Annotated in this window: 20 protein-coding genes; 3 read left to right on the forward strand and 17 right to left on the reverse strand. The window is 68.1% G+C overall.

What is annotated here, in order from left to right; all coding sequences use genetic code 11:
* Positions 1–25 precede the first annotated feature (25 nt).
* The 16 genes from ureG to hemN all read right to left on the reverse strand — a co-directional run bounded on the left by ureG (position 26) and on the right by hemN (position 14,618).
* Entirely contained in the window at positions 26–673 is a 648-nt protein-coding gene (gene ureG, locus DFS13_RS06520) for an urease accessory protein UreG (RefSeq protein ID WP_006476704.1), read from the reverse strand.
* Positions 674–689: 16 nt separating this feature from the next.
* Positions 690–1,370, reverse strand: coding sequence for an urease accessory protein UreF (locus DFS13_RS06525; RefSeq protein ID WP_111441548.1), 681 nt, complete (start codon positions 1,368–1,370; stop codon positions 690–692).
* The gene (gene ureE / locus DFS13_RS06530; RefSeq protein ID WP_049019910.1) at positions 1,357–1,971 is read right to left on the reverse strand and encodes an urease accessory protein UreE; all 615 of its coding nucleotides are present in this window, start codon (positions 1,969–1,971) and stop codon (positions 1,357–1,359) included. Before ureE ends, DFS13_RS06525 begins: the two co-directional genes overlap by 14 nt.
* A gap of 18 nt (positions 1,972–1,989) precedes the next feature.
* Complete coding sequence (gene ureC, locus DFS13_RS06535) at positions 1,990–3,696, reverse strand: urease subunit alpha (RefSeq protein WP_006491061.1); 1,707 nt, start codon at positions 3,694–3,696, stop codon at positions 1,990–1,992.
* A gap of 29 nt (positions 3,697–3,725) precedes the next feature.
* The gene (locus DFS13_RS06540; RefSeq protein WP_006491066.1) at positions 3,726–4,031 is read right to left on the reverse strand and encodes an urease subunit beta; all 306 of its coding nucleotides are present in this window, start codon (positions 4,029–4,031) and stop codon (positions 3,726–3,728) included.
* Positions 4,032–4,039: 8 nt separating this feature from the next.
* Entirely contained in the window at positions 4,040–4,342 is a 303-nt protein-coding gene (locus tag DFS13_RS06545) for an urease subunit gamma (RefSeq protein ID WP_006491064.1), read from the reverse strand.
* A gap of 232 nt (positions 4,343–4,574) precedes the next feature.
* Positions 4,575–5,450 (reverse strand): urease accessory protein UreD, encoded by an 876-nt coding sequence (locus tag DFS13_RS06550; protein ID WP_111441503.1) that lies wholly within the window; start codon positions 5,448–5,450, stop codon positions 4,575–4,577.
* A gap of 166 nt (positions 5,451–5,616) precedes the next feature.
* A complete protein-coding gene (urtE, locus tag DFS13_RS06555; RefSeq protein WP_006488540.1) occupies positions 5,617–6,309 on the reverse strand; it encodes an urea ABC transporter ATP-binding subunit UrtE in 693 nt (230 codons plus the stop codon).
* Between the two features lie 4 nt (positions 6,310–6,313).
* Complete coding sequence (gene urtD / locus DFS13_RS06560) at positions 6,314–7,168, reverse strand: urea ABC transporter ATP-binding protein UrtD (RefSeq protein ID WP_006488543.1); 855 nt, start codon at positions 7,166–7,168, stop codon at positions 6,314–6,316.
* On the reverse strand, positions 7,165–8,352 hold the full coding sequence (gene urtC, locus DFS13_RS06565; RefSeq protein WP_111441504.1) for an urea ABC transporter permease subunit UrtC: 1,188 nt from the start codon (positions 8,350–8,352) through the stop codon (positions 7,165–7,167). The genes urtD and urtC overlap by 4 nt, the downstream gene beginning before the upstream one ends.
* 1 nt (position 8,353) lies before the next feature.
* Entirely contained in the window at positions 8,354–9,973 is a 1,620-nt protein-coding gene (urtB, locus tag DFS13_RS06570; protein WP_058901943.1) for an urea ABC transporter permease subunit UrtB, read from the reverse strand.
* A gap of 139 nt (positions 9,974–10,112) precedes the next feature.
* Complete coding sequence (gene urtA / locus DFS13_RS06575) at positions 10,113–11,420, reverse strand: urea ABC transporter substrate-binding protein (protein WP_111441505.1); 1,308 nt, start codon at positions 11,418–11,420, stop codon at positions 10,113–10,115.
* Between the two features lie 353 nt (positions 11,421–11,773).
* The gene (locus tag DFS13_RS06585) at positions 11,774–12,097 is read right to left on the reverse strand and encodes a rhodanese-like domain-containing protein (RefSeq protein ID WP_006488544.1); all 324 of its coding nucleotides are present in this window, start codon (positions 12,095–12,097) and stop codon (positions 11,774–11,776) included.
* 14 nt (positions 12,098–12,111) lie between these two features.
* Complete coding sequence (locus DFS13_RS06590; protein ID WP_006488564.1) at positions 12,112–12,768, reverse strand: protein-L-isoaspartate O-methyltransferase; 657 nt, start codon at positions 12,766–12,768, stop codon at positions 12,112–12,114.
* Between the two features lie 104 nt (positions 12,769–12,872).
* On the reverse strand, positions 12,873–13,130 hold the full coding sequence (locus tag DFS13_RS06595; protein ID WP_006488573.1) for a hypothetical protein: 258 nt from the start codon (positions 13,128–13,130) through the stop codon (positions 12,873–12,875).
* Positions 13,131–13,226: 96 nt separating this feature from the next.
* The gene (hemN, locus tag DFS13_RS06600) at positions 13,227–14,618 is read right to left on the reverse strand and encodes an oxygen-independent coproporphyrinogen III oxidase (protein ID WP_034200902.1); all 1,392 of its coding nucleotides are present in this window, start codon (positions 14,616–14,618) and stop codon (positions 13,227–13,229) included.
* A 173-nt stretch (positions 14,619–14,791) separates the two neighbouring features.
* On the opposite strand from hemN, the gene DFS13_RS06605 reads away from it, so the two are divergent.
* The 3 genes from DFS13_RS06605 to DFS13_RS06615 all read left to right on the forward strand — a co-directional run bounded on the left by DFS13_RS06605 (position 14,792) and on the right by DFS13_RS06615 (position 16,597).
* Positions 14,792–15,109, forward strand: coding sequence for a YkgJ family cysteine cluster protein (locus tag DFS13_RS06605; protein ID WP_027783753.1), 318 nt, complete (start codon positions 14,792–14,794; stop codon positions 15,107–15,109).
* Entirely contained in the window at positions 15,106–15,687 is a 582-nt protein-coding gene (locus DFS13_RS06610) for a DUF1439 domain-containing protein (protein WP_006496624.1), read from the forward strand. Before DFS13_RS06605 ends, DFS13_RS06610 begins: the two co-directional genes overlap by 4 nt.
* A gap of 79 nt (positions 15,688–15,766) precedes the next feature.
* Entirely contained in the window at positions 15,767–16,597 is an 831-nt protein-coding gene (locus DFS13_RS06615; RefSeq protein WP_006488560.1) for an undecaprenyl-diphosphate phosphatase, read from the forward strand.
* A 93-nt stretch (positions 16,598–16,690) separates the two neighbouring features.
* Here the strand turns inward: DFS13_RS06615 and trmB are convergent, their stop codons facing one another.
* Positions 16,691–17,467, reverse strand: coding sequence for a tRNA (guanosine(46)-N7)-methyltransferase TrmB (gene trmB, locus DFS13_RS06620; RefSeq protein ID WP_006488575.1), 777 nt, complete (start codon positions 17,465–17,467; stop codon positions 16,691–16,693).
* Positions 17,468–17,697: the final 230 nt, after the last annotated feature.

Raw genomic sequence — 17,697 nt, forward strand, 5'->3', positions numbered from 1 at the left:
GCGTCGCAGGGCGCCGACGCGCCGCTCACACCGTCAGCAAACCCTTCTTCTCGATGAATGCGATCACGTCCGCGACGCCGTCGAGCGCCTTCAGGTTCGTCATCACGTAAGGCCGCTCGCCGCGCATCTTCCGCGTGTCGGACGCCATCACGTCGAGGTTCGCGCCGACCAGCGGCGCGAGGTCGGTCTTGTTGATCACGAGCAGGTCGGACTTCGTGATGCCGGGGCCGCCCTTGCGTGGAATCTTCTCGCCGCCGGCGACGTCGATCACGTAGATCGTCAGGTCCGACAGCTCGGGGCTGAAGGTCGCCGCGAGATTGTCGCCGCCGGACTCGATGAACACGATGTCGGCATCGGGAAAGCGCGCGAGCATCCGGTCGACGGCTTCGAGGTTGATCGATGCATCTTCCCGGATCGCCGTGTGCGGGCAGCCGCCCGTCTCGACGCCCATGATGCGTTCCTCGGGCAGTGCGCCCGCGACCGTCAGCAGTCGCTGGTCTTCCTTCGTATAGATGTCGTTGGTGATCGCGACGAGGTCGTAGCGGTCGCGCATCGCCTTGCACAGCATTTCGAGCAGCGTGGTCTTGCCGGAGCCGACGGGGCCGCCGATGCCGACGCGCAGCGGCGGCAGTTTCTTCGTGCGGCGGACGGAGGAGGGGGCAGGTGCGTTCATGGTCGGGCAAAGAGGTTCAGGAGCGGAACAACCGCGAGTACTGGGTTTCGTGCCGCGCGGACAGGATGCCGAGCTGCGGCGCGAACGTGTTGACGGCGTCGGGCGGTGTCGCGAGCGCGCGGCGCACGGCCGCGTCGATCGCGCCGCGCAGCGCGACGATGATGCGTTGCCCGGCGAGCTGGCCGAGCGGTACGGCCTTCAGCGCGGCGGACGTCTGGTTCTCGACCCAGCCGAACGCATACGCGGCGAGCGTCGCGTCGGCGCTGGCATCGTGTGCGGCGGCCGCGTACGCGAATGCGGTCGGCAGCGCGATCGGCGACAGCGACGCGAGCGTCGCGCGGCGTGCGGCGTCGCCCCATTCGAGCGACGCGCACAGCTGCGCGAGCGACCAGCCCATCTGTTCGGTTTCGCGGCGCAGTTCGGCCGATTCCCGGCTCGCGACGAACCACGCGTTTTCGGCGGCGAGCGCGTGCGTGTCGTGGGTCTGCCAGCGCGCGAGCTGGTGTGCGAGGAACGGCAGTTCGCCGTGCGCGAGCACGTCGGTCAGGCCGCTGGCAATCCAGTCGCGCGCGGAATCGGCGTCGCGGATCAGGTTCGCGTCGAGCGAGGCTTCGAGGCCCTGCGAATAACTGTATGCGCCGATCGGCAAAGCCGGCGACGCGAGGTGCAGCAGTGCGACGAGTTCAGTGGTGGTCATGACCGTGGTGGCCGTGCGTGCAGCCGGGACCATGCTGATGATCGTGATCGTGATCGTGATCGTGATCGTGCGAATGCGCATGCCCGTGATGTTCGCCGAACACCTGCTGCGCGAGCGCGTAATCCTCGGCGAACGTCGCGTCGTGCCCGTGCTTGTGGCCGCCGCCGTACGCACCGGCTTCCGGCTGGAACGGCGCGCGTGCCTCTTCGACCCGCGTGCCGAGCCGGCGCAGCATGTCCGCGAGCACCGGATCGGCTTCGAGCTTCAGGTAGCCGTCGCCGATCTCGACCGGCGTGTGACGGTTGCCGAGATGGTACGCGGCGCGCATCAGCGTGAGCGGGTCGGCCGCACGCACGAGCAGCACGGTTTCGGGCGCCGCGGCGATGCGCACGAGCGCGCCGTCGTCGGCGACGAGCACGTCGCCGTCGCGCAGCACGGTGCCGCGCGGCAGCAGGACCGCGACGTCCTCGCCGGTATCGAGCGTCGCCGCGAGGCGGCTCTTGCAGCGGGCGTCATAGGCGAGCGTGAGCGTCGGCGCGCGCGCGACGAGCGACGCGGCGAGTTTCACGTTCGGGGCAATACGTTTGTCGAGGGTGCGCATGAAACCGTGGATCTCGAATCAGAACAGGAAATAGCGCTGCGCCATCGGCAGCACAGTCGCCGGCTCGCAGGTGAGCAACTGGCCGTCGGCGATCACGTCGTAGGTTTCCGGGTCGACGCTGATCGACGGACGCCAGGCGTTGTGAATCATGTCGGCCTTCGTCACGTTGCGGCAGTTGCGCACCGGCACGATCCGCTTCGCGAGGCCATAGCGCTCCGCGATGCCCGCATCGGCCGCCATCTGCGACACGAAGGTCAGCGACGTGCGCGCGAGCGCCCCGCCGCGCGTCGCGAACATCTCGCGATAGTGAACCGGCTGCGGCGTCGGGATCGACGCGTTCGGGTCGCCCATCTGCGCGAGCGCGATCATGCCGCCCTTGAGGATCATCGACGGCTTGATCCCGAAGAACGCGGGTTCCCACAGCACGAGGTCTGCCCATTTGCCCGGTTCGATCGAACCGACTTCGTGCGCGATGCCGTGCGTGAGCGCCGGGTTGATCGTGTACTTCGCGACGTAGCGCTTCGCGCGGAAGTTGTCGTTGCGCGCGGTGTCCTCCGGCAGCGCACCGCGCTGCACCTTCATCTTGTGCGCGGTCTGCCAGGTGCGGATGATCACTTCGCCGACGCGGCCCATCGCCTGCGAATCGGACGACAGCATCGACAGCGCGCCGAGATCGTGCAGGATGTCCTCGGCCGCGATCGTCTCGCGACGAATGCGCGATTCGGCGAATGCGAGATCCTCGGCGATCGACGGATCGAGGTGATGGCACACCATCAGCATGTCGAGATGCTCGTCGAGCGTGTTGATCGTGTACGGGCGCGTCGGATTGGTCGACGACGGCAGCACGTTCATCTCGCCGCACACCTTCAGGATGTCGGGCGCATGGCCGCCGCCCGCACCTTCGGTGTGGTACGTGTGGATCGTGCGGCCCTTGAACGCGGCGACCGTCGATTCGACGAACCCGGCCTCGTTCAGCGTGTCGGTGTGGATCGCGACCTGCGTGTCGGTGTCGTCGGCCACCGACAGGCAGTTGTCGATCGCGGCGGGCGTCGTGCCCCAGTCCTCGTGCAGTTTCAAACCGATCGCGCCGGCCGCGATCTGCTCGACGAGCGGCTGCGGCAGGCTCGCGTTGCCCTTGCCGAGAAAGCCGAGATTGATCGGCCAGCCGTCGGCGGCCTGCAGCATCCGCTCCATGTGCCACGGGCCCGGCGTGCAGGTCGTCGCGTTGGTGCCGGTGGCCGGCCCCGTGCCGCCGCCGAGCATCGTCGTGACGCCCGACGCGAGCGCCTCGTCGATCTGCTGCGGGCTGATGAAGTGAATGTGCGTGTCGATGCCGCCCGCGGTCACGATCAGCCCTTCGCCGGCGATGACTTCGGTCGCGGCGCCGATCGCGATCGTCACGCCCGGCTGGATGTCGGGGTTGCCGGCCTTGCCGATCGCGGCGATGCGGCCGTGCTTGATCGCGATGTCGGCCTTCACGATGCCCCAGTGATCGAGGATCACCGCGTTCGTGATGACGGTGTCGGGCACGTCGGCGGCCACGCGCTGCGACTGGCCCATCCCGTCGCGGATCACTTTTCCGCCGCCGAATTTCACTTCCTCGCCGTACGTGGTGAAGTCGCGTTCGATCTCGATCAGCAGTTCGGTATCGGCGAGCCGGACGCGGTCGCCCGTCGTCGGCCCGAACATTTCCGCGTACGCGCGGCGGCTCAAGCGTAGTGTCATGTTGCTGTTCCTGAAGAGCGGGGCGCGGCTTACAGCGGCCCCATCACCTTGCCCTGAAAACCGTAGACGGCGCGCTCGCCCGCGAGCGCGACGAGCTCGACGGTGCGCGTCTGGCCGGGCTCGAAGCGCACGGCCGTGCCGGCCGCGATGTTGAGCCGGAAGCCGCGCGCGGCCGCGCGGTCGAACGACAGCGCGTCGTTGACTTCGAAGAAGTGGTAGTGCGAGCCGACCTGCACCGGGCGATCGCCGGTGTTCGCGACGACGAGCGAGCGCGTCGCACGGCCCGCATTCAGTTCGTGTTCGCCGTCGTCGGTGAGGATTTCGCCGGGGATCATGCGGGGCCTCACGGAATCGGGTGGTGGACGGTCACGAGCTTCGTGCCGTCGGGGAAGGTCGCTTCGACCTGGATGTCGGGAATCATTTCCGGCACGCCGTCCATCACGTCGTCGCGCGTGAGCAGCGTCGTGCCGTAGTGCATCACCTCGGCCACCGTCCTGCCGTCGCGCGCGGCTTCCATCAGCGCCGCGGTGATGAAGGCGACCGCCTCCGGATAGTTGAGCTTCAGGCCGCGCGCACGGCGGCGTTCGGCGAGCAGCGCCGCCGTGAAGATCAGCAGCTTGTCCTTTTCGCGGGGAGTCAGTTTCATGAAGGCAGACGTTCAGGAAAACGTAATTTTTATCGGTGCGCACGCAACGGGCGGGCGCGCGGTTCATCGTAGCACCGCGCTGTTTTGCGTGCGTCGTGTATCGCTTATGTAAGGAGCAAGGTGCGTGCCATGTGCATTGCACGCGGTGCGATGCGCGTTCGTGGTGCGCGATGCATGGAGAGGGTGCGTCGCGTGTCGCGCGCTGCGCCGAAACGGTGCGTGATGCGCGCGTTCAGGTTTGCCAGAGACGCAGCGGCCGCGCGTCGACGCCGTGCACGATCGGTCGCAACTGCAGCCAGCAGTCGGTGAAGTGGCGCTGCAGCGCTTCCATCGACGTCGCGAGCGCACGCACGAGCACGACGCCGGGCGTCACGCAGGTGGCGCCCGCGCGCAGCGTGTCGTCGAACGGCATGCGCGCGGCGAGCGCTTCGGCGAGCGTGGCGTCGCACGCGGCGCCGGCGGCCCACAGCGTGCCGTAGACGGGAAAACCGGCGAGGCCCTGCAGCGCGCCGCGCAGCGGGTCGCGCGCGTCGAGCAGCGCGCGCTCGGTCCACAGCGGCCGGCCGTCGGCATCGACGAGCGCCGAGGTCGACGCGATGCGTCCCGCCGACCAGGTTTCGCCGGCCGCCTGCCGGCCGAGCTGCGTCGCGTCCCAGCCGATCGCGCTCGCGCCTGCGCCGAGCGTCACCGTGAAGTCGAGCGCCGCGTGCGCCGCGTCGAAGAACAGGTTGTTCTGCGGTAGCCAGTCGAGCTTCGCATGCGCGCCGATCGCGATGCCGATACGCTGTGTCGCGTCGAGGCCGTTCGACTTGTACCACTTGGTCGCGCCGGGCGTCGTCAGCACCGCGTGCGTGCCGTCGCCGAGCGCGATGTCGATGTCGAGCCGGTCGCCGCCCGCGACGCCGCCCGGCGGATGCACGATCACCGCGTGGCAGATCGCGTCGCCTTCCGGGTACAGCGGCCGCTGCACGCGCAGCGGGCCGTCGTGCAGCCGGTGCGCGAGCGTCGTGCGCGCACCGTGCCGCTCGAAGCCGAGTTCGAGGCGGCCGCGCCACGACTTGGCGACGGCGGGGCGGGACAGCGAGGCGTGCGAATCGGAGGCGGACATCGGCGGCGAACGGGAAACGAGGAAGCGGGTGCGAAGAACGTGGATGCTACCGGAACAATAATGCAGATGCCGCGTTCGTAGGAAGCGCCGCGTGCGTGCGTCCCGCGAGCCGACCGTACGTGTCCCTCGCCGTGCCTACCGCCGTGCCTACCGCGGTGCCGCCCCATCACACCGCGATCAGCTCCCGCACCCCGTTCGTCTCCATGTCCTGTGCCTCCCCGCCCGCGACGATCTCGCCACGACTCATCACCCAGTACCGGTCGGCGATCGATTGAGCGAAATCGTAATACTGTTCGACGAGCAGCACGGTCATCCGCGATTCGTCGACGAGCTGGCGCAGCGTGCGGCCGATGTCCTGGATGATCGACGGCTGGATGCCTTCGGTCGGCTCGTCGAGGATCAGCAACTGCGGCTCGCTCATCAGCGCGCGGCCGATCGCGAGCTGTTGCTGCTGGCCGCCCGACAGGTCGCCGCCGCGCCGCGCGCGCATGTCCTTGAGCACCGGGAACAGGTCGTAGATGCGATCGGGCACTTTCGACGGCGCCTTGCGGCTCGCCGCGCCGACGAGCAGGTTTTCCTCGACGGTGAGCCGCGGAAAGATGTCGCGGCCCTGCGGCACGTACGCGAGCCCCGCCGCGACGCGCGCATACGGCGGCAGTGCGCCGAGCGCGGTGCCGCGCCACGACACGCTGCCGCTTTTCGCGGCGACGACGCCCATCAGGCAGCGCAGCAGCGTGCTCTTGCCGACGCCGTTGCGGCCGAGCAGCACGGTGAGCTTGCCGTCGTCGGCGACGAGGTTCACGTTGCGCAGGATATGGCTGCCGCCGTAGTACTGGTTCAGCGCTTCGATTTTCAGCATCGCATCATCGTCCGAGATAAGACTCGATCACCGCGTCGTCGCGCTTGACCTGGTCGAGCGTGCCGTGCGCGAGCACCGCGCCTTCGGCCATCACCGTCACGCGTCCCGTGTCGCCCGCGAGCGCCGCGACGAATTCCATGTCGTGCTCGACGACCATCATCGAGCAGGTGCCGCGCAGCGTGTTCAGCAGCTCGGCGAGTTCCATCGTCTCGTGGTCGGTCATCCCGGCCGCCGGCTCGTCGAGCAGCAGCAGCGCGGGGCGCTGCATCAGCAGCATGCCGATTTCGAGCCGCTGCTTCTGGCCGTGCGACAGTTCGCCGGCCGCGCGATACGCATGGCTTTCGAGGCCGATCAGTGCGAGCGTCTCCTCGATCTTCGCCTGCGCGGTGCGGTCGAGCCGCGCGCGCAGCGACGCGAGCCAGCCCTTGTCGGTCTGCATCGCGAGTTCGAGGTTTTCCCATACCGGATGCTGTTCGAACACGGTCGGCTTCTGGAACTTGCGGCCGATGCCCGCCCGCGCGATCTCGGGTTCGTTCATCCGCGCGAGGTCGATCGTCTGGCCCAGAAACACCTTGCCCGCATCGGGCCGCGTCTTGCCGGTGATGACGTCCATCATCGTCGTCTTGCCCGCGCCGTTCGGGCCGATCACGCAGCGCAGCTCGCCCGCGTCGATCGAGAGCGACAGCTTCTTCAGCGCGCGAAACCCGTCGAAGCTCACCTCGATGTCCTCGAGATAGAGAATCGTGCCGTGCGACGTATCGATGCCGGGCGGCACGACGCGCCCCATCGACGCGCTGCCGCTGACGGTCAGCTCGTCCTCGGGGGGCGGCGTGAACTGGTAGAGCGCCGTTCCATTCATGCGCGTTTCCCCTTCGCGAGCACGGTTTCGACGAGGCCCATGATCCCGCGCGGCAGCAAGAGCGGCACGAGCACGAAGATCAGACCGAGGAAGAACAGCCAGTATTCGGCGAAGTACGCGGTGAAGACGCTCTTCGCGCCGTTTACCGCGAACGCGCCGACGATCGGCCCGATCAGCGTGCCGCGTCCGCCCACCGCGACCCAGATCGCCATTTCGATCGAGTTGCCGGGCGACATCTCGCCGGGATTGATGATGCCGACCTGCGGCACGTACAGCGCGCCGGCGATGCCGCACAGCACGGCCGACACGGTCCACACGAACAGCTTGTACGCGAGCGGGCTGTAGCCGAGGAACATCAGCCGCGTCTCGCCGTCGCGCACCGCGGTCACCACGCGCCCGAGCTTGCTCGTGACGATCGCGCGCGCGGCGATGAACGCGAGCACGAGGGTCGCGAACGTCAGCAGCAACAGCACCGTGCGCGTGCCCGGCGACGTGATCGCGAAGCCGGCGATGCGCTTGAAGTCGGTGAAGCCGTTGTTGCCGCCGAAGCCCGTCTCGTTGCGATAGAACAGCAGCATCGCGGCGAACGTCAGCGCCTGCGTGATGATCGACAGGTACACGCCCTTCACGCGCGAGCGGAACGTGAAGAAGCCGAACACCCACGCGAGCACGGCCGGCACGAGCACGACCAGCGCGAGCGCCCACGCGAGATGCTGCGTGCCGCTCCAGTACCACGGCAACTGGTGCCAGTCGAGGAACACCATGAAGTCGGGGAGGTCGCTGCCGTACTTGCCGTCGCGGCCGATCTCGCGCATCAGGTACATGCCGATCGCATAGCCGCCGAGCGCGAAGAACAGGCCGTGGCCGAGGCTCAGGATGCCGCAGTAGCCCCACACGAGGTCGAGCGCGAGCGCGGCGATCGCGTAGCACATCAGCTTGCCCGCGAGCGTCATCGCGTACGCGGACAGGTGGAACGCGCTGGCTTCGGGCGCGACGAGTGCGGCGAGCGGCACGCCGATGCCGATCGCCACGCACAGCGCGACGAGCGCGAGCCATGCGCGGCGCGACAGCAGCGCGGGGCGGGGCGGCAGGGCGAGCGCGAAGCCGTCCGCCGCGCGTCCGGCGGCAGCGGGCTTCGACGTGTCGGCGACCGGGTTCGATATCGAATCGGTGAATGAAGTCACGTCAAGCCTCCGCGCTGCGGCCCTTCGGGGCGAACATGCCCTGCGGGCGTTTCTGGATGAACAGCACGATCATCACGAGCACCGCGATCTTCGCGAGCACGGCACCCCAGAACGGTTCGATCGCCTTGCTCGCGAGGCCGAGTCCGAAGCCGCCGAGCACGGTGCCGGCGATCTGCCCGACACCGCCGAGCACGACGGCCATGAACGAGTCGATGATGTAGTTCTGGCCGAGATCGGGGCCCACGTTGCCGATCTGCGACAGCGCGCAGCCGCCGAGGCCTGCGATGCCTGCCCCGAACGCGAACGCATACGCGTCGACCCGCGCGGTCTTCACGCCGACGCAGGCGGCCATCCGGCGGTTCTGCGTGACCGCGCGCACGAACAGGCCGAGCCGCGTCTTCGTCAGCACGGCCCACGCGACGACCACCACCGCGAGCGCGAACGCGAGGATCGCGAGCCGGTTGTACGGCAGGATCAGGTTCTGCATCACCGTCACGCCGCCACTCATCCACGACGGGTTCACGACCTGCACGTTCTGCGCGCCGAACAGCATGCGCGTCGCCTGGATCAGGATCAGGCTCACGCCGAAGGTCGCGAGCAGCGTTTCGAGCGGGCGGCCGTACAGGTGCCGCAGCACGAGCCGTTCGAGCACGATGCCGACGAGCGCGGCCACCGCGAACGACACCGGCACGGCGACGAGCGGATACCAGTCGAATGCGCCGGGCGCGTAGCGCTGGACCAGCGTCTGCACGACATAGGTTGCGTACGCACCGATCATCAGGAATTCGCCGTGCGCCATGTTGATCACGCCGATCAGCCCGTACGTGATCGCGAGGCCGAGCGCGGCGAGCAGCAGCACGCTGCCGAGCGACAGGCCGGCGAACACCGTGCCGACGATTTCGCCGCGGCGCTGCAGCGCGTGCAACGTATCGAGCCCGTGTTGCGCGGCGTCGCGCACGCGCGCGTCGGGCTCCGCGTAGCTGCCGTCCGCGTTTTTAGCGACGAGCGGGCGCAGTTGTTCGATCATGTCGAGATCGCTGCGCGCGGCCACCACCTGCACGGCTTCGAGGCGCTTCGCCGGATCGGGATCGTGCAGCGCGGCGATCGCCCACAGCGCATCGAGGCGGCGTTTCAGCGCCGGATCGGTTTCCTTCGCGCGGGCGCGGTCGATCATCGGCTTGAGCGCCGGGTCGGGCGACTTCAGCAGTGCGTCGATCGCGTCGCGGCGCGCGGCCACGTCCGGCGACGCGAGCGCGAGGCCCGACAGCGCACCGGCGATCTTCGTGCGCAGCAGGTTGTTCAGCATCACCGGCTGCGCGTCGCCGGCCGGCGTCGCGGCCTGCGTGAGCGCGTCGTGCGCGGTGTCGCCGGCCTGGATCAGCAGGCGGCCGTCGCCGGTCGCGAGCGCATCGCCGCTCGACAGTGCGTTGAGCACCGCAACGGCGCGCGGATCGGTGTCGGCGGCGAGCCGTTCGATCGCGGCCGTTTTCGCGTCGAAGTCGTCGCCGGCGAGCGCGGCGGTATCGGCCGCCGTCAGCGCGAACGCGGCGTGCGGCAGCAGGCCCGCGAGGGCGGCGCATGCCGCGATCGCGCGGGCGGCTCGGCGAAAGCGTGTTGGCATCGGGAAATCCTGTCGGGCGTGGGAAGCGGAGTGGGGCGGCGCTGCGCCGTTGCCGACGGTCCGTCGCGGCAAGCGTGGCCGGCGCATCGGCAGCGGGCCGGCGGCACGTCGCACACGAAGCGCGACGCGCCGCTCGACGTCAGGCCAGCGCGGCGCGCTGCCGGCGCAGGAACGCCGGAATCGAGCTGACGACGTCCGGCTTGCCCTGGTTGCCCGCGATGAACGGGCTCCACGGTTGCGCGCGCACGGCCGTCTTCGTCTTCCACACGACGTTGAACTGCCCGTCGCCACGGATCTCGCCGATCATCACCGGCTTGTGCAGGTGATGGTTGCCGTCCATCGCGAGCGTGAAGCCCGATGGCGCGGCGACCGTCTGGCCGATCATCGCGACGCGCACCTTGTCGACGTCGGTGCTCTTCGCCTTCTCGACGGCCTGCTTCCACATATGGATGCCGACGTAGGTCGCTTCCATCGGATCGTTGGTCACGCGCTTCGCGCCGCCCGGCAGGTTGTTCGCCTTCACCCACGCGGCGAACTGGTCCTTGAATTTCGTGTTGGTCGGGTTCTTCACCGACATGAAGTAGTTCCACGCGGCGAGGTGGCCGACGAGCGGCTTCGTATCGATCCCGCGCAACTCTTCTTCGCCGACCGAGAACGCGACCACCGGCACGTCGGTCGCCTTGATCCCCTGGTTGCCCAGCTCCTTGTAGAACGGCACGTTCGAGTCGCCGTTGATCGTCGAGACCACGGTCGTCTTGCCGCCCTGCGCGAAGGTCTTGATGTTCGCGACGATGGTCTGGTAATCGCTGTGGCCGAACGGCGTGTAGACCTCCTGAATGTCGGCGTCTTTCACACCCTTCGATTTCAGGAACGCGCGCAGGATCTTGTTGGTCGTGCGCGGATACACGTAGTCGGTGCCGAGCAGGAAGAAGCGCTTCGCGCCGCCGCCTTCCGCGCTCATCAGGTACTCGACGGCGGGAATCGCCTGCTGGTTCGGCGCGGCGCCCGTGTAGAACACGTTGCGCGACATTTCCTCGCCTTCATACTGCACCGGGTAGTAGAGCAGCCCGTTCAGCTCCTCGAATACCGGCAGCACCGACTTGCGCGACACCGACGTCCAGCAGCCGAACACGCACGCGACCTTGTCCTGCGTGAGCAGCTGGCGCGCCTTCTCGGCGAACAGCGGCCAGTTCGACGCCGGGTCGACCACCACCGGTTCGAGCTTGCGGCCCATCACGCCGCCGCTCTTGTTGATGTCGGCGATCGTCATCAGCGCGGTGTCCTTCAGCGACGTCTCCGAGATCGCCATCGTGCCCGACAGCGAATGCAGGATGCCGACCTTGATCGGGCCGGTGCCCGAATCGGCCGCGTGCGCGAACGGGCTCTTGCCCGCCAGCGCGAGCGCGCCGGCCATCGAACCGAACTTCAACAGACTGCGACGTTTCATCGGGATCCCCTTGTCGTGTTGGATGTGCGTGCGCCGTGGCGGCGCCGGCCATCGTGTAACGCAAGGCATGTGCCAGTCGCGCGGATGCACGTCCGGCGTGCCTGCGCGGGGCATCGGCGGGCATCGGGGCGGTGCGGATGACGCGTGGTGCAGCATGCGCGGTCCGTTGCGGTGCAGACGCGCGGGCGCAAATGGTGCACGTCGGTGCCGCGGCGCCGCGACGCGGGAAACGACGGAACGGCGCGCGGAAAAGAGAAACGGGCGCGCAATGCGCGCCCGTTCGGCGGATCGGTGCGGCCGGCGGCGGGGGCCGGGCGGCGCGGCGGCGCGTGATGCGCGGCCGGAAGGATCGGTCAGTAGCGCGGCACGGACGGATCGACGTCGCGCGACCACGCGTCGATCCCGCCTTGCAGGTTGTACAGCTTGGTGAAGCCGCGCGATTCGAGGAACATCGCGACTTGCGCGCTGCGCATCCCGTGATGGCACACGCAGACGATTTCCGCTTCGTCGTCGAGCTCTTCGCTGCGCGCGGGAATCTGCTGCATCGGAATCGACACGCTGCCGGCGATCTGCGCGGTCGCGATTTCCCACGGCTCGCGCACGTCGAGCACGACCGGCGCGGGGCGCGCCGTGTCGCCGAGCCATTCCGCGAGCATCGCGGGCGTCAGGATCTGCATGGAGGCTCCGCCGCTCAGAACTTGAAGCGCGACGGCTCGATCGCGTTGACGAGGTGGTCGATGTACGTTTCGAACACGTCGGCCACGCGGTACTGCTTGTCGTCGATGCGCGTGATGATCTGCGCCTTCATCACCGGACGGCCGCCGACGAACGCCGACAGGCGGCCGCCGACCTTGAGCTGTTCGAGCATTTCCTGCGGCACGACCGGCAGGCCGCCCGCGACGCAGATCACGTCGTACGGCGCCTTCGCGGCCCAGCCGCGCGAACCGTCGCCGAGCACGACTTCGGCGTTGGTCACGCCGTCGTTGCGCAGGTTGTCTTCCGCGAATTTCGCGATCGCCGGATCGATCTCGACGGCCGTCACGTGCTGCGCGCGATGCGCGAACAGCGCGGCGAGGTAACCCGAGCCCGCGCCGATCACCAGCACGTTCTCGTGCTTCTTGACGCCCAGCTCCTGCAGCACGCGCGCTTCGACGCGCGGGAACAGCATCTTGCTGGCGCCGCCGGGCAGCGGCAGTTCGAGATCGGCGAATGCGAGATCGCGGTATTGGGCCGGAACGTAGTTTTCACGCTTGACGATCGACAGCAGGCCCAGGACATCCAGATCCAGCACGTCCCACGGACGGATCTGCTGTTCGATCATGTTGAAACGCGCGTTTTCGATATTCATGGTGTGGTCACGCAGCCAGGTCGGCCATCAGCGGGGATAGAGAAACTTCGTGATTGTACCAAAGGGCACGGCCGCGAAGCCTTCAGGCGGCCTGCAACAGACCTTTACCCCTTGCTCTTCTTGATCTGCGCCTCGAACGCGAGGTCGAGCTTGCTCGCCTTGCGCGGTTTTTTGGGGCCGAATTCGTCGACGAACTTGACGAATTCGTCGAGCGGCAGCGGCTCGCAGCGCTTCTCGGCGGTGCCGCCCGAGCGGTCGACGAGATAGAACAGGCCGCCCGCCATCGCGACGGCCGCGAATTGCGGGTTGCCGGAGCGGGTCTTCAGGCGTTCGACCGCGTGGGTCGCTTTGGTGGTGCGCATCTTGGGGGCTGGCGAAGCGGGTGTAAGCCTCACACTGTATCAAACCGGCCGCCTGCTTGCGGCCGGCGGCCCGCCCGTGGCCGGCGCGAACCGGCCCTAAACCGTGCGCGAGTAGCGCTGCCGCGGCGTCTGGCCGAGGTACGCATCGAACGCCATCGCGATGTTGCGTACGACCATCCGGCCGGCCGGGTGGATCGTCAGGCGGTCGCGCGCGATCGTCAGCAGCCCGTCGCGCTCGAACGGGCGCAGCGCGTCGAGCTCGCGTGCGAAATGATCGGCGAAGCGGATGCCGTGCGCGGCCTCCACATGCGAGAACGGCAGTTCCAGGTTGCACATCAGTTGCGTGATCACGTCGCGGCGCAGCCGGTCGTCCGGCGTGAGCCGCACGCCACGCGCGATCGGCAGCCGGCCCGCGTCGAGCGCGGCGCCGTACGCGGGCAGGTCCTTCGCGTTCTGCGCGTAGACGTCGCCGACCTTGCCGATCGACGACACGCCGAAGCCGATCAGGTCGGTATCCGCACGCGTGCTGTAGCCCTGGAAATTGCGCTGCAGCGTGCCGTTGCGCTGCGCGCGCACCAGCTCGTCGGACGGCCGCGCGAAGTGGTCCATCCCGATGTACACGTAGCCGGCCGACGTCAGCATGTCGATCGCGAGGCCGAGCAGCGCGATGCGCGTTTCGGGCGGCGGCAGCGTCGTGTCGTCGATCTGCCGCTGCATCTTGAACAGGTGCGGCATGTGCGCGTAGCCGAACACCGACAGCCGATCGGGCGCGAGTTCGATGATCGTCTCGAGCGTGCGCGCGAACACCGCGACCGTCTGGTGCGGCAGCCCGTAGATCAGGTCGACGCTGACCGAATGAAAGCCCGTCGCGCGCGCGGCGCCGAGCAGGTCGGCGGTCATCGCGAGCGGCTGGATGCGGTTGATCGCCTGCTGCACGACCGGGTCGAAATCCTGCACGCCGAGGCTCAACCGGTTGAAGCCGATCGTGCGCAGGTGCACGAGCGTGGCCGGCGTGACCGTGCGCGGGTCGATTTCGATCGAGAACTCGGCGTCGGTATCCGGCGCGAGCGAGAAATGCTCGCGCGTGGCCGCCATCAGCTCGGCCGTTTCGTCGTCGGACAGGAAGGTCGGCGTGCCGCCGCCCCAGTGCAGTTGCGTGACGGGGCGGGACGGATCGAACAGCGCGGCCTGCAGCGCCATTTCGCGCTTGAGCTGGTCGAGATACGGGCGCGCGCGGCGGCGGTTGTTGGTCGCGATCTTGTTGCAGCCGCAGTAGAAGCACGCGGTGTTGCAGAACGGGATGTGGAAGTACAGCGACAGGTCGCTCGATGATGCGCCGGGGTCGCGCGCCGCGCGACCGTAGTCGGCCGGGTCGAAATCGTCGCGGAACTGCAGCGCGGTGGGGTACGACGTATAGCGCGGCCCGTTCGCGCCGTATTTCGCGACTAAATCGGGACGGAACATCGTGTCGGCAGAACCAGAACGCATGGCGGTCTCGCGCTTTTTGGGATGCTTCCGAGTATATGAACGCGCGATCGGGCTGCATTGTGTAATAACGTCGCAGCGGGCGATGGCACAATGCGGGGTGGGGCTGCCGGACGCCGCGTCCGGTTGCCGCACCGTTTTTCGTTGTTCGTCGAGAGAGCCGAGTGTCCGTCGAAATGCCTGTCCGTCCGGCACCCGCCGAAGTTCCGCCGCCGCATGCGTGCCGCGAGGGCTGCGGCGCGTGCTGCATCGCGCCGTCGATTTCCAGCCCGATTCCGGGCATGCCCGACGGCAAGCCGGCCGGCGTGCGCTGCGTGCAGCTCGGCGACGACCTGCGCTGCATGATCTTCGGCCGGCCCGAGCGCCCCGCGTGCTGTTCCGGGCTGCAGCCGTCCGCCGACATGTGCGGCGCGTCGCGCGACGACGCGCTCGCGTGGCTCACGCGCCTCGAGGCCGCGACGCGGCCGGCGCATCCAGGAGAGAGTTCAGCATGACCGTTGCTCGCGCGCCCGGCCGGCGCCGTTTTCTCGCTGCCGCCATCGGCGCCGTCGGCGTGTGCGTATCGCTTGCCGCCTGCGCGTCGACGTTCCCGTTCATTCCCGATCACTACACGTTCTCGCGCGGCGACGTGCAAAAGGCCGTCGCGCGCAAGTTTCCTTACCAGAAGACGGTCGCGCAGGTGGTCGACGTGTCGCTCGCGAACCCGGCCGTCAACCTGCTGCCCGACCAGAACCGCGTCGCCGTGCAGCTCGACGCCCATTTCGCGAGCCCGTTCCTGCGCGGGCCCGTCAGCGGCAAGTTCACCGTGTCGGGCCAGCTCGCGTACGACGCGCCGAGCCGCTCGGTCGTGCTGAAGGCGCCGGCCGTCGACAGCCTCGTGCTCGACGGCGATGCGCAGATGTACGCGCAGCAGGTCGGCGCGGCCGCAGGCCTGCTGGCGACGCAGTTGCTGACCAACTATCCGATCTACACGTTCAAGCCCGAACAGCTCCAATTTGCCGGGGTGAACTACGAACCCGGTACAATTACGATTCTTACAAACGGCATACGCGTGGCGATCGTCGAAAAGTGACGACGGCGCGCGCACGGCCGGGCGGGCCGCGCGCGCAAGAGTGGCCTTTTCTTTCGACCATTTCGGAGTTGGGCCACGGATGGACTGGATCCTGATCTGCAAGGCATTGATCCTCGGCGTCGTCGAGGGGCTGACGGAATTCCTGCCGGTGTCGAGCACCGGTCATCTGATCGTCGCGGGCAGCTTCCTGAATTTCAACGATTCGCACGCGAAGACGTTCGACGTCGTGATCCAGTTCGGCGCGATCCTCGCGGTCTGCTGGGAATACCGGCAGCGGATCGTGTCCGTCGTGTCGGGGCTGCCGAGCCGGCCGGATGCGCAGCGCTTCACGCTGAACGTCGTGATCGCGACGATTCCCGCGATCGCGCTCGGTCTCCTGTTCGAGAAGAAGATCAAGGCCGTGCTGTTCTCGCCGGTGCCCGTCGCGTTCGCGCTCGTCGTGGGCGGCGCGATCATCCTGTGGGCCGAGGCGCGGCAGCGCGAACGCAGCGAGCCGCCGCGCGTGCTGTCGGTCGATGCGCTGACGCCGCTCGACGCGTTCAAGGTCGGGATCGCGCAGTGCTTCGCGCTGGTGCCCGGCATGTCGCGCTCGGGCTCGACGATCATCGGCGGGATGTTGTTCGGGCTCGACCGCCGCGTGGCCACCGAATTCTCGTTCTTTCTCGCGATCCCGATCATCTTCGGGGCGACGCTGTACGAAACCGTCAAGGACTGGCAGGCGTTCACCGTCGATTCGCTCGGGCTGTTCGCGCTCGGGCTCGTCGCCGCGTTCGTCAGCGCGTTCGTGTGCGTGCGCTGGTTGCTGCGCTACGTCGCGACGCACGATTTCACGGTATTTGCGTGGTACCGGATCGCGTTCGGGCTGTTCGTGCTGCTGGTCGGTTACAGCGGCTGGCTGAACTGGGCGTGATGCCGAGCATGGGCCGATGCGCGGGCCCATGAAAAAGCCCGACCGGCGAGAGATGCCGGTCGGGCTTTTTCATTTTGCGTGGGGCGAAGCCGCTCAGCTTGCGCGCTTGCGGAACACCAGGTCCCACACGCCGTGGCCGAGCCGCAGCCCGCGCCGTTCGAATTTCGTCACCGGACGGTAGTCGGGGCGCGGTGCGTAATCGGCGGCGGTGTTTTCGAGCGTCGGTTCCGCGCCGAGTACTTCAAGCATCTGCTCCGCGTAGTTCTGCCAGTCGGTCGCGCAGTGCAGGTACGCGCCGGGTTTCAGGCGCGATGCGAGATGCGCGACGAGCGGCGGCTGGATCAGCCGGCGCTTGTGGTGACGCGCCTTGTGCCACGGATCGGGGAAGAAGATGTGCACGCCGTCGAGGCTTGCCGGCGCGATCATGTGCTCGAGCACCTCGACCGCGTCGTGCTGGATGATGCGGATGTTCGACAGATCCTGCTCGCCGATCAGCTTCAGCAGCGCGCCGACGCCCGGCTCGTGCACCTCGACGCCGAGGAAGTCGTCGCCCGGGCGGTGCGCGGCGATTTCCGCGGTCGACGCGCCCATTCCGAAACCGATCTCGAGGATACGCGGTGCGCTGCGGCCGAAGATCGCGTCCCAGTCGGGCAGCTCCGGCGCATACGGGACCACGAAGCGCGGGCCGAATTCGTCGAGCGCGCGGCGCTGGCCGGTCGACACGCGGCCGGCGCGCGTCACGAAGCTGCGGATACGGCGGCGGTGCAGCGGGTTGACTTCGTCGGCGCCTTCGGCGGCTTGGTCGGCTGCGTCGGGAATGGCGTCGTCGTGCGGCGGCAGGCCGGCTTCGTTCGGATCGTCGTGCATCATCGGTACAGAGAAAGGCTCGGTTCGGGCGAGGGCATCGGGCGCGCGGGATGCGCCGGCGCGGTACAAAAAAGCCGCCTTCGACGAGGCGGCTGGCGCGCGGTTGCGGAACGTGGCGACGGGAGCGGCGATACGCCGTCAAGCCGTTGATCCTTAAGGATTTCCCGTTCAGCCAACCGGAAAGAGCCGGATTATGGACTGGTTTGATCGGGCTGGCAAGGTTGTGCGGGTCG

Origin of the sequence: Burkholderia sp. 28_3, from assembly GCF_003253915.1 — a bacterium.
GTDB classification, from domain to species: domain Bacteria; phylum Pseudomonadota; class Gammaproteobacteria; order Burkholderiales; family Burkholderiaceae; genus Burkholderia; species Burkholderia cenocepacia.

Bases quoted from the DNA above. Each gene is read 5' to 3' on its own strand.
- hemN (WP_034200902.1), bottom strand. From the start codon at position 14,618: ATGCGTTCTGGTTCTGCCGACACGATGTTCCGTCCCGATTTAGTCGCG.
- trmB (WP_006488575.1), bottom strand. From the start codon at position 17,467: ATGATGCACGACGATCCGAACGAAGCCGGCCTGCCGCCGCACGACGAC.
- ureE (WP_049019910.1), bottom strand. From the start codon at position 1,971: ATGCGCACCCTCGACAAACGTATTGCCCCGAACGTGAAACTCGCCGCG.
- urtB (WP_058901943.1), bottom strand. From the start codon at position 9,973: ATGCCAACACGCTTTCGCCGAGCCGCCCGCGCGATCGCGGCATGCGCC.
- DFS13_RS06545 (WP_006491064.1), bottom strand. From the start codon at position 4,342: ATGAAACTGACTCCCCGCGAAAAGGACAAGCTGCTGATCTTCACGGCG.
- DFS13_RS06590 (WP_006488564.1), bottom strand. From the start codon at position 12,768: ATGAATATCGAAAACGCGCGTTTCAACATGATCGAACAGCAGATCCGT.
- DFS13_RS06525 (WP_111441548.1), bottom strand. From the start codon at position 1,370: ATGACCACCACTGAACTCGTCGCACTGCTGCACCTCGCGTCGCCGGCT.
- DFS13_RS06550 (WP_111441503.1), bottom strand. From the start codon at position 5,450: ATGTCCGCCTCCGATTCGCACGCCTCGCTGTCCCGCCCCGCCGTCGCC.
- DFS13_RS06595 (WP_006488573.1), bottom strand. From the start codon at position 13,130: ATGCGCACCACCAAAGCGACCCACGCGGTCGAACGCCTGAAGACCCGC.
- urtD (WP_006488543.1), bottom strand. From the start codon at position 7,168: ATGAATGGAACGGCGCTCTACCAGTTCACGCCGCCCCCCGAGGACGAG.
- DFS13_RS06585 (WP_006488544.1), bottom strand. From the start codon at position 12,097: ATGCAGATCCTGACGCCCGCGATGCTCGCGGAATGGCTCGGCGACACG.
- urtA (WP_111441505.1), bottom strand. From the start codon at position 11,420: ATGAAACGTCGCAGTCTGTTGAAGTTCGGTTCGATGGCCGGCGCGCTC.
- DFS13_RS06605 (WP_027783753.1), top strand. From the start codon at position 14,792: ATGCCTGTCCGTCCGGCACCCGCCGAAGTTCCGCCGCCGCATGCGTGC.
- urtE (WP_006488540.1), bottom strand. From the start codon at position 6,309: ATGCTGAAAATCGAAGCGCTGAACCAGTACTACGGCGGCAGCCATATC.
- ureC (WP_006491061.1), bottom strand. From the start codon at position 3,696: ATGACACTACGCTTGAGCCGCCGCGCGTACGCGGAAATGTTCGGGCCG.
- DFS13_RS06610 (WP_006496624.1), top strand. From the start codon at position 15,106: ATGACCGTTGCTCGCGCGCCCGGCCGGCGCCGTTTTCTCGCTGCCGCC.
- DFS13_RS06615 (WP_006488560.1), top strand. From the start codon at position 15,767: ATGGACTGGATCCTGATCTGCAAGGCATTGATCCTCGGCGTCGTCGAG.
- ureG (WP_006476704.1), bottom strand. From the start codon at position 673: ATGAACGCACCTGCCCCCTCCTCCGTCCGCCGCACGAAGAAACTGCCG.
- DFS13_RS06540 (WP_006491066.1), bottom strand. From the start codon at position 4,031: ATGATCCCCGGCGAAATCCTCACCGACGACGGCGAACACGAACTGAAT.